The 15,283-nt window shown below is 60.9% G+C and carries 15 protein-coding genes; 2 read left to right on the top strand and 13 right to left on the bottom strand.

The annotated features are described in order from the left end of the window. The 10 genes from IV088_RS00100 to IV088_RS00145 form a co-directional block, all read right to left on the bottom strand. Window positions 1–1,165 (bottom strand): HAD-IC family P-type ATPase (locus IV088_RS00100; protein WP_291097056.1); only part of this gene is annotated, 1,165 nt, incomplete at its 3' end. A 409-nt stretch (window positions 1,166–1,574) separates the two neighbouring features. Continuing rightward, window positions 1,575–2,834, bottom strand: coding sequence for a murein L,D-transpeptidase family protein (locus IV088_RS00105; RefSeq protein ID WP_291096419.1), 1,260 nt, complete (start codon window positions 2,832–2,834; stop codon window positions 1,575–1,577). Window positions 2,835–2,872: 38 nt separating this feature from the next. Then, window positions 2,873–4,213, bottom strand: coding sequence for a M23 family metallopeptidase (locus IV088_RS00110; RefSeq protein ID WP_291096421.1), 1,341 nt, complete (start codon window positions 4,211–4,213; stop codon window positions 2,873–2,875). Window positions 4,214–4,252: 39 nt separating this feature from the next. After that, a complete protein-coding gene (locus tag IV088_RS00115; protein WP_291096423.1) occupies window positions 4,253–4,891 on the bottom strand; it encodes an SCO family protein in 639 nt (212 codons plus the stop codon). A gap of 1 nt (window position 4,892) precedes the next feature. Continuing rightward, window positions 4,893–5,597 (bottom strand): thioredoxin domain-containing protein, encoded by a 705-nt coding sequence (locus tag IV088_RS00120; RefSeq protein WP_291096425.1) that lies wholly within the window; start codon window positions 5,595–5,597, stop codon window positions 4,893–4,895. Beyond that, complete coding sequence (locus IV088_RS00125) at window positions 5,594–6,010, bottom strand: disulfide bond formation protein B (protein WP_291096427.1); 417 nt, start codon at window positions 6,008–6,010, stop codon at window positions 5,594–5,596. The genes IV088_RS00120 and IV088_RS00125 overlap by 4 nt, the downstream gene beginning before the upstream one ends. Beyond that, window positions 6,007–6,513, bottom strand: a complete 507-nt coding sequence (lspA, locus tag IV088_RS00130) for a signal peptidase II (RefSeq protein WP_291096429.1) — start codon at window positions 6,511–6,513, stop codon at window positions 6,007–6,009. The genes IV088_RS00125 and lspA overlap by 4 nt, the downstream gene beginning before the upstream one ends. 109 nt (window positions 6,514–6,622) lie before the next feature. Next, a complete protein-coding gene (locus tag IV088_RS00135) occupies window positions 6,623–6,961 on the bottom strand; it encodes a hypothetical protein (protein WP_291096431.1) in 339 nt (112 codons plus the stop codon). 65 nt (window positions 6,962–7,026) lie between these two features. Beyond that, window positions 7,027–7,422 (bottom strand): DUF3703 domain-containing protein, encoded by a 396-nt coding sequence (locus tag IV088_RS00140; RefSeq protein WP_291096433.1) that lies wholly within the window; start codon window positions 7,420–7,422, stop codon window positions 7,027–7,029. An 87-nt stretch (window positions 7,423–7,509) separates the two neighbouring features. Beyond that, window positions 7,510–9,576, bottom strand: a complete 2,067-nt coding sequence (locus tag IV088_RS00145) for a heavy metal translocating P-type ATPase (protein ID WP_291097058.1) — start codon at window positions 9,574–9,576, stop codon at window positions 7,510–7,512. 309 nt (window positions 9,577–9,885) lie between these two features. On the opposite strand from IV088_RS00145, the gene IV088_RS00150 reads away from it, so the two are divergent. Further along, window positions 9,886–10,311 (top strand): Cd(II)/Pb(II)-responsive transcriptional regulator, encoded by a 426-nt coding sequence (locus tag IV088_RS00150; protein WP_291096434.1) that lies wholly within the window; start codon window positions 9,886–9,888, stop codon window positions 10,309–10,311. 20 nt (window positions 10,312–10,331) lie between these two features. Continuing rightward, the gene (locus IV088_RS00155; protein WP_291096437.1) at window positions 10,332–10,649 is read left to right on the top strand and encodes a YnfA family protein; all 318 of its coding nucleotides are present in this window, start codon (window positions 10,332–10,334) and stop codon (window positions 10,647–10,649) included. A gap of 174 nt (window positions 10,650–10,823) precedes the next feature. On the opposite strand, the gene IV088_RS00160 is transcribed toward IV088_RS00155, so the two are convergent. From IV088_RS00160 to IV088_RS00170, 3 genes are all read right to left on the bottom strand, one after another. Further along, the gene (locus IV088_RS00160) at window positions 10,824–11,285 is read right to left on the bottom strand and encodes a helix-turn-helix domain-containing protein (protein WP_291096439.1); all 462 of its coding nucleotides are present in this window, start codon (window positions 11,283–11,285) and stop codon (window positions 10,824–10,826) included. Between the two features lie 487 nt (window positions 11,286–11,772). Then, on the bottom strand, window positions 11,773–12,774 hold the full coding sequence (locus IV088_RS00165) for a tyrosine-type recombinase/integrase (protein WP_291096441.1): 1,002 nt from the start codon (window positions 12,772–12,774) through the stop codon (window positions 11,773–11,775). A gap of 139 nt (window positions 12,775–12,913) precedes the next feature. Continuing rightward, entirely contained in the window at window positions 12,914–15,235 is a 2,322-nt protein-coding gene (locus tag IV088_RS00170; protein WP_291097060.1) for a DEAD/DEAH box helicase, read from the bottom strand. Window positions 15,236–15,283 lie beyond the last annotated feature (48 nt).

The following is a 15,283-nucleotide window of genomic DNA, read 5'->3' on the forward strand; positions in this document are numbered from 1 at the left end:
GGCGGGCATCTTCCAGGTAGGTGCCTCCCTTGATGAGAATGCCTCGGCGCGCCGCGGCTGCCAGGCCGCTCACCACGGTGACAGGAGTCGAAATCACCAACGCGCAAGGACATGCAATCACCAGCAGCACGAGCGCCTTGTAGATCGCCGTTAGCCAAGCCCAGTCGAGTAACAATGGTGGCACCACAGCGACCGCCAAGGCCATGACAAAGACGACTGGCGTGTAAATGGACGCGAAGCGATCCACGAAACGCTGGGTAGGCGCCCGGGTGCCTTGCGCTTCCTCCACCGCGTGGATGATGCGGGCCAGGGTGGAGTTGCTCGACGCCGCAGTCACGCGGAATTCGAGTTCACCGTTTTCATTGATCGTGCCTGCGAAGACCGAACTGCCTGGCTCTTTGTCTACAGGAATGCTCTCGCCCGTGACGGGGGCTTGGTTGATGCTGCTGTTGCCTTTGGTGACGATGCCGTCAAACGCGACCCGCTCGCCTGGTTTGACCCGTGCAACCGAGTCGAGCGCCACATCGGTCGCCTTGATGCGGCGCCAGCTCCCGTCAGTCTGCTGGATTTCGGCATCATCGGGCGCGAGGTCAACCAGGCCCTTGATGGCGTTTCGGGCGCGATCGACCGCGCGTTGCTCGATGAGCTCCGCGATGGCATAGAGGGCCATCACCATGGCGGCTTCAGGCCACTGGCCAATGACGAATGCGCCCGTGACGGCAACCGACATGAGGGCATTGATATTGAGCTTGCCGTGTCGAAGTGCGATCAGGCCTTTGGAATAGGTTTCCAGACCTGCCAACCCGATGGCGAGGGCAGCGACCGCCATGCCCACCGCTTTCCAGGCCATGGTTTCGGGGGCGAAGAAGGAGATGCCTTCTGCAACTATGGCAAACATCAGCGCGGCAGCGAACCGTGCGTAGCTGGTGCCAGTGCCCGATGCGTGGTCGTGCGAACCATGGTCCGTGGCCTCAGGGCCCGCTGAAGCCGTCACGGCTTCGGGCGCGAAGCCCGCTCGGCGGATGGCGGTCAACGCGGCGGTGACCGCCTCATCGGTCCCGTCGATGCGCAGCGTCCGTTGAGGAAGGCGGAAGTGCAAACCGCGAATTCCAGGAATGGGCTCCACTGCGCTGCGAATTTCCGACTCTTCGACCGTGCAGTCCATCGTCGAAATGCGAAAGGTGTTCGGCGCCACCACCGATTCAACGCTCACCGAATCAGGATGAGCGTGAGTCGCAGGCTCACAACAAGATGAACTGTCTGTGGGGTCCGGCCGGGCAACTGCGACATGATCAGTCCCGCAACACGCTCCGTGGTCGTGTTGCGCGGTGGGCATTGGCGCTTTTTCGTGGGGGTGGTGTTTGTCCATGGGTCTTTGCTAGCTACGGGCATTTCAAACCCTGTACCAACTACAGTGTCAAGCTCTTTGTGAGGTACTCGTTCAATTTGCGGATGTATTCGGTTTGAGAATCAAACCGATAACCGTCCACGTTAGTGGGTCAACTCCAACTCCAGGCAAACGCCTGGCCAAGGTTGAGTGTGGTCTCATTGAGCTGAGGCATGACTGGCGCTGTTCAGCCAATAACACCTTCGTAAAACAGCTTCCAGGCTTCTTGTTCCTTGCCCCAATATTGGCGCTTGACCACACCGCGCGTCTCGCCCGCCACGACCTCAGCAAAGTTGACCACCGTGACCTCGGTGCCTCGCTTCCAGCGAAAGATCGACACCTCCTTGAGATCGATGCGCCGGTTCCGGGGTGTTGGCGTTCCAGCTCCCAACAGCGTTTTGAGTGGCCGCTCTCGGACCCCGTCGTCCGACTGGAAATCTCTAGTGGACAGGGCCTGGAGCATCGCTCGGTCGCCGTGCGATCTCGCTTCCGTCCACCGGGAAAGGACCTCGCGGAACTCCGCTCTGTGAGCAGAAAGTGCGTCCGGCTTGACCCACTTGACCTCATGGGCAATGATGACTGGCGTGCGACGTGGCTCCAGTTCTCGCATGAGGTAGGCCATGTCGTCGTTGGCCAAGGCCACACAACCTTCGGTGGCGTATGGGCTGCGCGCATAAGAGACGCGTGGCACGCCATGCAACCAGATGCCGCTGCCAGTTCGTCCCATTCGGCGGTCGTGCTCGTTCGGGTAGTTCAACGGAAGCGCGCCGATGCCGTACAGCTCTTCGACCTGCTGGTCGTCCAGCCGGCTGGTGATGTGGTAAATGCCTAGCGGCGTGCGCAGATCGCCCTCCACCTGCTTATCGAACCCCGCCCGCCCGACGGATGCGTAGAAACTGCGAATCAGCTGCAGACCGCTGGCCTGGTGTTCAAAGACATAGACCCTTGAATGACTGGCGTCCACCACCACCACATGCTGAACATTTGGCGCAAGCTGCAGCAACTGTTCGGGAACGGTGCCGGGCGGGGGCATTTCACTGAGAGAGTTCAAACGCCGGTTGGCCTCAGCACGCAGCTTCTGCAGTTGTTCTCGTACTTCAGGGGGTCCATCCGTCACCGTGATAAGGCCTGGGAACGACCCGCTGCGGGAGAGCAGAAGGTCTGCGTAGACGAGCTGGCCCAGTTGGAAACCCGGCACATCCCGCACCAGCGATGCCGCCAGTGGCAGAGCTTGCCGATCCCCGGCCGCAATGGCGTGGTAGACCGCAATCAGTCGCGCTTCTGGTGACGAGCGCAAGGAGCCGGTCAACACGGCTGCACCGTTCAATGGACTTCTGGCGGGTTGGCCACTGGCCTGTCCGAACGGAACAACAAGCGACGTGGCCGCCAGTACGGTACGCGAGAGCAGCGCTCGCCGGGTCGGGGACAAATCGGAGGTCAGAGTCACGTGTCAGTTGGTCAGGGGAATGGGTTCGCTCCGTTGGATCACTGTGCGTTGGCCAGGGAAACAGAAGCGGCCACGCCGAGTTGTTCCCGCATGGCCTTTGCCTCCTGTTTGAAGGAGGGCAAGTTCGCAACCACGGCGGTCGAGGATGACGGAGCATTTGTGATCGTGGACGGGTTGGTCCGAACGCCCCTGACGAGGTATTCAAAGTGCAGATTTGGGCCCGTCGCCGTCCCGGTCGAGCCGACAGTGCCGATGGTCTGGCCTTGCTGCACGTGTTGCCCCAAGCGGACGGCGATGCTGCCCAGGTGCGCGTAGGCGGTGGCGGCCTTGTCGGGGTGTTGAATCACGACGTAGTTGCCATAGCCACCTTGTTGGCCAGAGAAGCTCACCACACCGTCGGCCACGGTCCGGATCGGGGTTCCAGCCGGAGCGCCGTAGTCGGTTCCCTTGTGGGCTTTTTGCCCCCCGAACACCGGGTGGATGCGAGGCCCGTATGAGCTGGTGACCCTGGAAAACGCCAAGGGTGAGGCCAGGTACGCGCGCCGCTGACTCGAACCATCCAGGCTGACGAACTCGCCTGCCTTGCCTGCCTCCTGGAACCACATGGCTTGGTGAGTCTCTTTGCCATTCTGGATCTCTGCGCCGTGTAACTGACCCGTGAACAGGACTTCTCCATCCAGCTCGAAAGCTTCATAGACCAGGCTGACACGCGCACCGCGCTGCAGATCGCGCTGAAAGTCAAGGTCACCGGAGAAGGCCTCGACCGTCTGCGCCGCGACGGCATCCGGAATGCCGGCCTGATCGGTGGCCGCGTAGAACGAGGAGCGAATCGTGATCGAACCGAACTGCTCCAGTCGTCTTGGCGTCGGCTGTTCGAGCCGGGAGGTGTATCCGCCGTCCTGCCCGCCGTCCCGCACTTCCACCACAAGCCGACTGACGCGCTGGCTGTTCGCGTCCACCCAGCGCACCGACAGTGTTTTCAGGCGTCCTTCCGGGGTTCTGGTGACAGACGCTAGCTTGCCGGACGCGCCCGTCAGCAACAAGCGCGATGTAGCGTCACTCGCGAGAAAGGATTGAGCATCGCGATCATCGACACCGAGTCGTTTGAGCAAGGCCTGGAGGGAGTCGTCGCGGCGGGTGAGTTGTGATTGGTGAATCAGAAACTCGGGGTTCGTCGCCGTCGGTTCAGGCACCGCAAGAGACGCATTCAGGGTCTCCACCACTTGCCGAACGGGCCACTGGGCCGCGTCGGGCAACGCCGGTGAGACGCCAAAGGCCACGACCCCCGTGCCTAGCATCAAGGCGCCCATAGCCAACAGCACAGGCTGCCGGTGGTGTTGGATCAGTGTTGTCAAACGGACCAATTTAGCTGGATTCATGTCAGGGCAGTCGGTGGCTTTGTCAAGGCTTGAAGCGCCTCAGGCAGTGGACAAAAGGGTCTTGATGTCCGACGCGATCGTGGCGGCATCGGTTCCGTAGGCAGAGAACAACCGCACCCGACCTTCGGTGTCGAAGATGTACTTGCCCGCCGAATGGTCCATGGTGTAGGACGTCGGCGTCGATCCTGGGACCTTCTTGAAGTAGATCTTGAAGTCCGATGCGACGCCCTTGAGTTCGTCGGGCTCGGGCCGCAATGCAATGAAGCTCGGGTCGAAGTTCGCCATGTACTCCTTGAGCAGCGGCTGAGTGTCTCGCTCGGGGTCCACCGTGATGAAAACTACCTGCAGCCGCTCGCCCGGGGTACCCAGCAGGCGCTTGACTTCCGCCATGGTGGTCATGGAGGTGGGGCAGACATCCGGACACTGCGTGAAACCGAAGAAGACGACCACGATCTTGCCCTTGAAGTCCGCCATCGTCCTCAGGGTGCCGTGGTGGTCCTTGAGCCTGAGATCTTTTGCAAAGGCGGCTCCGGTCACGTCGGTGCTTTTGAAAGAGGTGACTTTTGGTGAGCAGGCCACCAGCGCAGGGCCTCCGGCCGCACAAGCAAGTGCCAATTGCACCAAACGCCGACGGTCGGTGCATGGAGTTGCCGAGCCGGATGAAGAATGCTTGCTCATGTCACTTCCTGGCTTTGGCCACTTCTTCGGCCACCAGTGCTTTCAACTGCTGATCGCCAAAAGACGGCAGCCCACGACCATTGACGAAAAACGTCGGCGTCTTGGTCACTTCCAGAGCAGTCAGATCCTCGATGTCCTGATTCAAAACCGCTTCGATGGCTGGTGACTTTGCGTCGGCCTGTGCTTTGACGATGTCCAAACCGGCCTCTTGAGCTGCGCTATAGGCCAGATCGAGGTTGGGCTTGCCGTGGTCGGCCCATTGCGGCTGGTCATCCAACACCGACTCCAGCACGGGAAGGTATTTGTCCTGTAGTTTGGCCGCCTCCAACAGCTTGACCACCTGATCGGAGCCTGCATGGAAGGGGGCATACCGGATCACCAGGCGCACATCGTTCGGGTATTGCTTGAGGATGTCTTTGACGATGGGGTAGAACGCCCGGCAGGTCTCACAGGCCGGGTCAAAAAACTCGACGATGGTGACCGGCGCGCTTCGCGGACCAAAGACAGGCGAATGGAAGCGGACCAGACGGTTTTCTGCCTGAATGGGTGACTGACCGACCGGCTGACTGCTTGACTCTCTGACCACCTGATTGACCTTCTCGGCCTGCGAGTTCTGGACACGTTTCTGGTACGCATTCATGCCCAGAAAAAAGAAGACCAGGACGGCCACAACCAGAACAGAGACGGTAATTTTTTTGGAGTTCATCGGGAGGACTTTCTGAGGTAGGCAATGAGAAGGAATGCCAGCGCCATGAACGCGGCCAGTGATAGCCAGGGGATCTGGACGCCGTTGAGAATTTCAAGCTTTTGGTCTGCGCAAGACACCCCGGCACTGCAAGGCACCCAGGCCTTGGGAATCAGACCTGCGACCAACAGGGTGTGATACCCGGCCATGGCCAGCCCGCCCAGCGCCAGGGCGAGGCCATAGACGGCACCCCGTCGGTCATCGGTGAAGCAGGCGATTCCGAGGATGATGGCGATGGGGAACATGAAGATGCGCTGGTACCAGCACAGAACGCAGGGCGTCATGCCCATGACCTCACCGATAAACAGCGCACCCAAGGTGGCGGCGGTGGCGACCAGCCAGGCCAGCAGCAGCAGGGTCCAGGGCCGGGTCATGACGGGTTCCCTGAGGTTGCAACCGAAGGGCGAAAGGACATCAGAATCCAGGCGCCCGCCGCCAGAACGATGAACACATCGGCCAGGTTGAATGCCGGCCAATGCAGACCGCGCCAGTGCAGGTCGAGGAAGTCGGTGACCGCCCCGCTGGCAATGCGGTCGATGAGGTTGCCACCGCCACCCGCCACAAGCAGAGCACCCGCCACGCGGTCGAGCGGCGCCACCTGGCGAGCCAGGCAGACGAAAGTGATGGGAACGACCACCACGAAGCCGATGACGATGAAGAACACCCGCTGCCAGCCCCCGGCATCGGCCAGCAGTGAAAACGCGGCACCGGTGTTGAGCACATGGACCAGGTTGAACCAGGTCGTGACCTCGATGGCTGTGCCCAGCGCAATGGTGCTGGCAAACCAGGCTTTGCTCAGTTGGTCCAGCGCCAGGAGAAGGGCCACGGCGATGAGCCAGGCCAGACGGGGACGACCCCGCCAGGGAGATACAGACATGAAAAGACCCTGAAAGAACGGACATCACCAGCCGCGAGGGCTGGCACGCTTCACAGGGATCGGGGGGAGTGTGGCGGCAATGGGCGCCGCCAAAGAAGCCGAACCCTGGTCAGGCCAGGGTGGTCCATTGCGGCCGTTCGGGCCGCTCGACGAACAGGCCCTCGGTCCAGGAACGCGACTTCGCTTGCGTCCGGGTGCGGGTGTCGCTCATGGAAAAGGGCACGCTGGCCAGCAGGGCCAGGGCGCCAGCGTGGCAGCTTCCGCAGTGCGGGTGCTGAGCATGGGACTCACCGGCGTGGTCGGCGGCGTCAACCTGCGACGAGACATCGGCCGCGCTGGCGTGCAGGGGCGCACAGGGTTCGTGCGCACAAGGCGCGCCCGAGGCTGCGCCGGCCCACTGCAGGGGCAGGCAGAACATCAGCAACAGGGCAAACAGGCAGGCACGCATCAAGGGTGGATTGTAGGGTGAAGAAAGCAATAGAGATCGGTTGACCCGGGCAGCCCGCAGGTTGTTCAGAGAGTCGGCGGTCGCTGATGTGCGCGAATGGTGGCCAACAATTCCGGAGCGACCTGCATGGGCCGAAACGCCCCCACGTGCGAACGCCCGGTGTTGCCTAGCGGTAGCCGGCCCAGCAGGTGCCCCAGCGGCACCAGCAGCAGCCGCAACAGTTGACCATTCACCTCGGCCAGGTTCCGCGTTCGCCAGGCCAGCGCCAGCATGAGTCCGTGTGTCCGCGCATGCGGGACCAGCCGTGTCTGTCCGAGCACATGCAGGGCTTCGAGCAGATGCCAAGCCTGGGCCGGGTCGCCGGGGTCGATCCGGCGGTAGGCCCGGTGCAGCCGCTCGAAGGTGCCCGGGTCGAAAGCTACCGTCGTCGTGGGTTCAGTGGGCATGGTCTTGGTGTTCATATTCGTATCCGTGGCCGTGGTTCCCATGGCGCCGTGGGCCATGGTGGTCGCCAAATGGTTGGTCGAAAATGCCCATGTTGGTTCCTTTCAGCGGCGCAGCAAGCGCAGTCCATTGCCAACAACCAGCAGACTGGCACCCACATCAGCGAAAACGGCCATCCACATGGTGCCAAGCCCCATGAGGGTGAGCACAAGAAACACGGCTTTGATGCCCAACGCCAGCGTGATGTTCTGCACCAGCACCGTGTGAGTGGTTTTGGACAGTCGGATAAAGGTGGCGATCTTCCGCAGATCGTCGTCCATCAAGGCAACGTCGGCTGTCTCGATGGCCGTGTCAGAGCCCATGGCGCCCATGGCGAACCCGATGTCTGAGCGGGCCAGCGCAGGAGCGTCGTTGATGCCGTCACCGACCATGCCGACCACTCCTTCGCGGCCAAGACTTTCGATCACGCGCAGCTTGTCTTCGGGCAACTGGTTGCCATGCGCCTGGTCTATGCCCACTTGTATGGCGATCGCCTCGGCGGTGTGCGCGTTGTCGCCGGTCAACATCACGGTCCGTACACCCAGGCGATGCAGTTCATCAATAGCGGCCCGACTGCTTTCCTTCACGGTGTCGGCCACAGCGAACAGGGCCAGCACCCGCTCCCGCTGTTCGTCGGCCAGCATGACCACTGTCTTGCCTTGCCGTTCCATCGTATCGAGCCGATTTTCCAGGTCCGGGGTGCACAAGCCCAGTTCGTGGACGAGTCTGTGATTTCCCAAGTGGTAAACCGTGCCACCGATAACACCCTTCACACCGCGACCGGGCAAGGCCTCAAAGTTGTCCACGGCCTCTCGTTCGACACCCTGGGCATTCGCCGAAGCCGCCACGGCTTGGGAAACCGGGTGATCCGAGCGACCCGCAAGGCTGGCAGCCAGTTGCAGACACCTCGCCTCGTCCAAGTCGTCAAGCCGCGCAAAATCGGTCTGTACTGGTTTGCCGTACGTAATCGTGCCGGTCTTGTCCAGGGCCAGCCACCGCAGCTTGCGCCCTTCTTCCAGATACACCCCTCCCTTGATCAGCACACCTTGCCGGGCTGCGGCAGCCAGACCACTGACGATGGTCACAGGTGTCGAGATCACGAGGGCACAGGGGCAGGCAATGACAAGCAGCACCAGTGCCTTGTAGATCCAGTCCTGCCAGGCTCCGCCCATCAACAGCGGGGGCAGCACCGCCACGGCCAAGGCGATGGCAAACACCACGGGCGTGTAGATGCGGGCAAACTGGTCGACAAACCGCTGTGTGGGCGCCCGGGCGCCCTGCGCCTCTTCGACCGCGTGAATGATGCGCGCCAGCGTGCTGTTGCCTGCTGCGGCCGTGACGCGGTACTCGAACGAGCCGGATTCATTGATGGTGCCGGCAAATACAGCGTCGCCAACGGCCTTGTCAACAGGCAGGCTTTCGCCCGTGATGGGTGCCTGGTTGACCGTAGAACGTCCGCTGATGATGCTGCCATCCAGCGCGATGCGTTCACCCGGTCGCACCCGCACCAAACTGCCCACCGCCACAGACTGGGCTTCGACAGACTGCCAGCTTCCGTCGTTCTGCTGCACCGTCGCTTGCTCCGGCGTCAGACGCATCAGTCCTTCGATGGCGTTGCGGGCCCGATCAAGGGACTTTGCCTCGATGAGCTCGGCGATCGTGAACAGCACCATCACCATGGCCGCCTCAGGCCATTGACCCAGCGCCAACGCACCGGTGACAGCGATACTCATCAGCGCATTGATGTTGAGATTGCCATTGCGAATGGCCACCCAGCCCTTCTTGTAAGTGGTTAGACCTGACCCCAATACAGCCACAAGGGCCAACGCAGCCACAAGGGTGTCAGGAAGTCCGGCCCAGTCTGCAGCTTCTGAGGCGATGGCTGCGGCGCCCGCCAGCGCCAGCGGCCACCAGGGCTTTCGGGTTTGGTGGGCAGGAGTACGTGCGGCACCTGCTTCAACCAGTTCGGGCTGAAACCCCAGCGAGCGCACCGCTTCCAGTACCGGGTCCAGCGCACCGGGTGCGTGCACCACAGTCAGAACCCGCTGCACAAGGTTGAAGTCCATTTGCCGAACCTCGGTCATCGGGTCGAGCTTTTTGCGGATCAGCGCTTCTTCGGTCGGACAGTCCATCTGCAGGATGCGGATGGCCGTGCGCACGCCGTCGGAGGTGAGCTGGGGAGCACTGAGTGTTTCGAGGGAGATTGGAGCGGGCGCACAGCAAGCAGCAGCCCCGTCCTGTTCGTGGGCATGTTGATGATCATGAACTTGAGATGGCTCATGGCGATGCTCCGCGTTCCCGCACTTGCGAGTCGATGGGGGGCGGTCGGGTTCAGAACAGCGGGCCGACATGGAAACTCCTACAGGATCAGAATAGGGGTATTGAAAACCCTGGAGCGGCTCCAGAGTCAAGCCCTCAGTTCTATCGACAGGAGAAACCCCATGCGCATCAAGGAACTGGCCGAAGCCACAGGCGTGGACGTAGACACCATCCGTTACTACGAAAAGCAAGGCCTCCTGCCGGAGCCGGCCCGACAGGACAACGGCTACCGCGACTACGCAAGCACCCACCTAGAGCGCCTGGCCTTCATCCGCCACTGCCGCGCACTGGAGATGCCACTGGCCGACATCCGCCGACTGCTGGGCGCGCTGGACGCACCGGGCGAGCCGCACCCGGATGTGGACCGGTTGGTGCAGGAGCAGATCGAAAAGGTGCGGGCGCGGCTCAAGAGCATGCGTGCGCTTGAAAAGCAGTTGTTGCTGCTCAAGGCCAGCTGCGGTCGTTGTGATGAAGACGGCGCCGACTGCGGCATCCTCAAGGAACTGGTGGCTGCCGCGCATGGCGAAGCGTGTGCCTGCCATGCCTGAGACCACCAACTTAAGTTGCGATGAAAACTCTGTTGCTGTACCTAGCCACCGCGCTGGCCGAAATCGTGGGCTGTTATCTGCCCTGGCTGTGGCTGCGCCAGGGCGGGTCATCGTGGCTGCTGCTGCCCGCTGCGGCGAGTCTGGCGTTATTTGCCTGGCTTCTAACCCTGCACGACGCCGCTTCGGGGCGGGTGTACGCGGCCTATGGCGGCGTGTACATCAGCATGGCAATCGTCTGGCTGTGGGCGGTGGACGGTGTGCGTCCATCGCTTTGGGATGTGGCGGGCGTGGCTGTTGCTTTGGCGGGCATGGGGATCATTGCCTATCAGCCGCGCTGACCGGTCTGATTTCTTCAATATCGGCGTGTTGTGCGCACTGATTCCCCCTGGCGCGAGCTATCGTGTCAGGGCTTGAACGTCGACAACGCGCCACGCAACCAATCTCCTTCTGCTCGGGACTGGTTGAGCGGGTCCAGAAAATACAGAAAGGTCAGCGCCTCTTTGCTGATGGCTTCAGGAGGGGCAACAGCTTTCTCTGTACTCACGTCCCTGAGCCCGCCTCTCAGAGGCCGCCAAGTCTTCCAGAATCGTGCAATCGACTGCAGGCCCGCCGACGCAGGCCGATTCGCAACTGCAGACGAACGCACTCAGGCTGGCCTCCAGCGCCTTAAGTTCGTCCAATTTACGCCGGACTTCGACGAGGTGCGTCGCCGCGATATCGCGCACCTCGGCACAGGGCCGATCCGATTCGTCGACCAGGCCCACCAGTTCGCGCACCTGTTCAATCGAAAACCCGAAGTCCCTGCAACGTCGGATGAACCCGAGGCGGCGGATAGTCCGTTCGTCGAACTGCCGCTGACCAGCTTCGGTACGGCCGGCCGGCGGCAGCAGGCCGATCTCTTCGTAGTACCGGATGGTGGGCACTGTGCAGCCGGTCTGCCGGGCGACGAAGCCGATGGAGAGTCTTGCGTTCATGCCGCCATCCTAGTCAACGGCATTCGCCGGGTACACAGTAGGTCCGGCGTTGCCGCGTCCTGCGCCACAGGACGACGCCCGTTCCCATGGCTGCGAGTCCAAGCAGTACCCATGCCAGCGGTGCGAACTCGTCGGCGCGAGCCAGCAGGGCCGCCCCGGCGGCACCCAGACTGGCTGATCCGATGGTGAGTGCGGCAGCGCCGCCCAGAAGGGGAACCGCACAGCAGGCGGCACATGCAGCACCCACGCCCAGCGCAGCTTTCCAAGGTTTCATGTCGAGTCTCCAATGCATGGGCACGACGCCCACACCGAGACAGTAGGACCTCAAGTGGCTTGAGGGGCAAGAGGCCTTCAACAACAACGCACGTGCCTCCTCAAGACCTTCCTGCGCGCATGTGTGTCCCGCGCTAGCCGAAGTCGTCAACTCCAATCTGCCATATCTCTGTCTCAAGCAGGGCGTAGCTACACGGCTTCTGGTGTCGACGGCCTAGGGTCTGGCGCTGTTAGTTCTACCCAATCCGACCGGATCATCTCGCTGCCTACAGGATCGGTGCAAAACAAACCGTTCGCCTCTCGGATGATGCTTCTCTATCAGATCCTTGAGGTAGTTCGTCAAGGCCTGGGTGTAGATTGTCGTTGTCGATAGATTTTCATGACCTAGCAACAGCTGAATACTCCTGAGATCAGCTCCGCCTTGATAGAGATGGGTTGCGAACGCATGCCTGAGTCCATGTGGTGTCAGCATTGGAATGCCGGCCTCCTCCGCGTATTTTTTGACACGTCTTCTTAGAACGCTGTAGGTCAATGCCCCGGCATTTTGAACTGAGGGAAACAAGTACCTGTCACCTTGGGTTGGAAGGCGTGCGATTCTTCGACGACGTATCAAAATGGGGTGAATGCCTTTGATATACAGCTGCAACCAATGAGCAGCCGTGTCGTTCATCACAACCAAGCGCTCTTTTCCACCTTTGCCCTGAACGGCTGCTTTTCTCTCGCTAGGCCACACGCAATGAAGCTGTGTTGTCAACAGTTCTATTGCTCTCACACCCGTGGCGTAAAGCAACTCCAACATCACACGATCCTGTATACCGTTTAAAGAGGTCTTGTCAGGAAGCTGAAGCATTCTATGGACCTCGGCTGGTGTTGGAATGTACCGAAGATGACTGATCCGAGGTGATCGTGCTTTTGTTTCTAATGAAAGCGCTAAATTGGCCAGGGCGTGACCTTCACGCTGTAACCATTGATACAGGCTTCTCAGATGCCAACGGGTCACTCCGTTGGTTTGATCAGTGAGGTGCGCGCGCGAACGAAGAAATCTCTGCAGATCCTGTGGCGTTGCCTGCATCCAAGTTCTGCGATATGCCTCCTTCTGTAGCCATGCTTCCCATGTGCGCTGTGCTTGGATTGTTGCAAGTAACGAATTGGCCGACAGACCTCTTTCATGTCTTAAATGAAACAGATATGCCTCCAACACTTGTGATGGATTCATTCCTCCCTCCTGATTTCTGCTTACCAGCAAAATTGTGGACGGAAAAAGTCGTGCGGCTAAAATGACCACTGTCAACTTAAGCAAAAAAAAGCCCGAACCGGATAGGTTCGGGCTTTTTTTCTTCAAGACCCCTGTGGAGTCAGACCTCGCTCAACAGCTTCTTGGCCAGCGCCACTTCCAGACTGTCGCCGGCGTCGTTGAGAACGTCCAGGCCACTGTCGGGCATGTCGCCCGAAGTGGACTGCGACACCGCGATCTTCTTGGCCATCAACCGCAGGCACTCCATCTGCGAGCTGCCGGCGTAACCCAGGAAGAGCACCTTTACCGCCAACTTCTGCCCAATCCGCCAGGAGCGCCGCGCCGCTTGTTGGACGGTGTAGACGTTGTAGCCCGACTGCATGAACACGATGGTGGGGAACTCCAGCAGATCCAGCCCGGTTTTCACCAGCTCGGGATTGCAGATCAGTACGTCGATCCCGCGCTCCACCTGGTCAGCGACCCAGTCCTCCCGCCTTGAAGCATCCACACTGGCACGCAGCACCGCCACCTTGAGACCGTTGGCCTCCAGCTGGGTCTTGAGCCTGGCGGTGGTGTCACGGGTGCCCGTATAGACCGAGTAGGCCAAGACACGACGGCCGTCGGCCTTCTCCTCCTTGCAGATCCGCAACAGCTCGGCCTCCTTCGGGCTGGTTTCACCCTCCTCGAAGATAGCCGCCTGGCTGTACAGCAGTGCCTTCGTGCGGGGGTGGCGAACCACCTCCATCCGAAAACAGCAATCTGGCCAAGCCAGCAGCACGTTCATGACCACCCCCAGGAGGGTGCTGTCCTTCAGTGCCAGCGCCTGCTTCAAGGTCTTCACAAGGCTGCGCGACATCGCGTCGTAAGCAGCTTGTTGTGTGGGCGTCATGGCCACGTCGATGAAGCGCTCCTCGTAAGGCGGCAACACCTTCTGGCCAATGTCTTTGAGCTTCAGGAACACCGTGCTCGGGAGCACGTAGCGCATGATGCCAACCGGGCCGAAGCCTGGTGCCTTGCTGGTTCTCACGGTCAGGGTCTTTCCCTTGGCCGTGCGGTGGGAGCTTTCGCTCGACTCCTTGTAGACATCCTTCAGAACACCGTGCTCTCGCATGAAGTTCATGGCGGCATTGCCCATGGAGCCCGACTTGGACGGCTTGAAACCGTCTTCGATCATGGCGCCGGGGTTCAAACGCCACAGCAGGTGAAACAGATCGTCGGCATAGCCGCCCATGAGCGTTCCGGTCAACAGCAGCGTCTTTTGACACTGGCTGGCCAGCACACCCATGGCCTGCCCTTGAGCAGAACCCTCGTTCTTGTACTCGTGCCCTTCATCCACCACCAGCAGCCCGAAAAAGTTCCGAGGCAGGTAGCGTTTGATGAACTCGGTGGGCTGGTATCCGCCCTCTCCGATGCTGAACTCAAAGTTGGCCAGGCTGCGCTCCATGCGCGTGGCCTGCCGATCCGAAAAAACCAGGTCGCCGTTCTCGTCCATCAGGTTGAGGAACTCGTAAACGTTGTCACCCAGCATTGAGCCCAGCATCTTCTCGCCAAAGGTGTTGAGCAGCTTGGTGGCTGTCTTCTCACCGATGGTGGGCATCTGCTTCAAGGCTCCGAGCACCAGGTCGTGCATGGATTCAATGGCGCGGCCGGAGCGGATCAGGGTCCACAGGGCCGCACCACACTTTTTGCCATCTGCGGTTTCAGACTCACATCGCCGCCGGCGGTCACCCAAGGTGAGTTGGGCATACGCTGGTGAGACAGGCATGGAATGCCCTTCCCCGTCGTCTACGCAGATGAACGATCCACAGTCGGGACACGCCGCCCCCTCGAAGACCTGGCCTTCCAGCATGGTCTTCTTGGTGATGAACGATGCCTTCCAGTGAAAGCCCATCCGCATGCGAACGCGACCGAGCACAAAGAACTCGGGCTGGGTGGTTTTGAGACCCAGCATCGAGCGCAGTTGAAGCAACTTTCTCAGGGTGTCAGGCCCGTTCAGTATCCAGACCTTGGCACCCGGCACCGTCTCCAGGATTTCGCGCCGCCACTTGTAGACCAGGTGGGGTGGCGCGATGATCAAGGTGCGCGGGTGGGTGGCCTGCATCACCGCTGCGGCGCAGATCGCCATCATGGTTTTTCCAGTGCCCATCTCCGCGTTGATCACCACCGCAGGTTGGTTATGGTCCACCAGCAGCTTGACTGAAGCTTGCACCGCGTCGGCCTGTGCCTTGAACGCCTGGCGTTTGAGGCCATCCATGATGGCCTGGCGTCGCTGGTGCACCGCCGTGCCCTCGTCCAGCTCGGGATCAAAGATGGCTGGGTTCTGTGACTTGACCTGTGACAGCAGACCGTCACCGAACTCGTCGATGAAGTCTGCCAGCCGCATGTTTTCGCCAAACCCTTCGCCTGCGCCGCTTTCGCTGGGTGTTTCCACCTCCAGCGGCATGTCTGTGTCACTGTTCAACGTGGTCTCGCCGACCACATCCATGTTGGC

This window comes from Hydrogenophaga sp. (assembly GCF_018780075.1).
Classification (GTDB): Bacteria; Pseudomonadota; Gammaproteobacteria; order Burkholderiales; family Burkholderiaceae_C; genus Hydrogenophaga.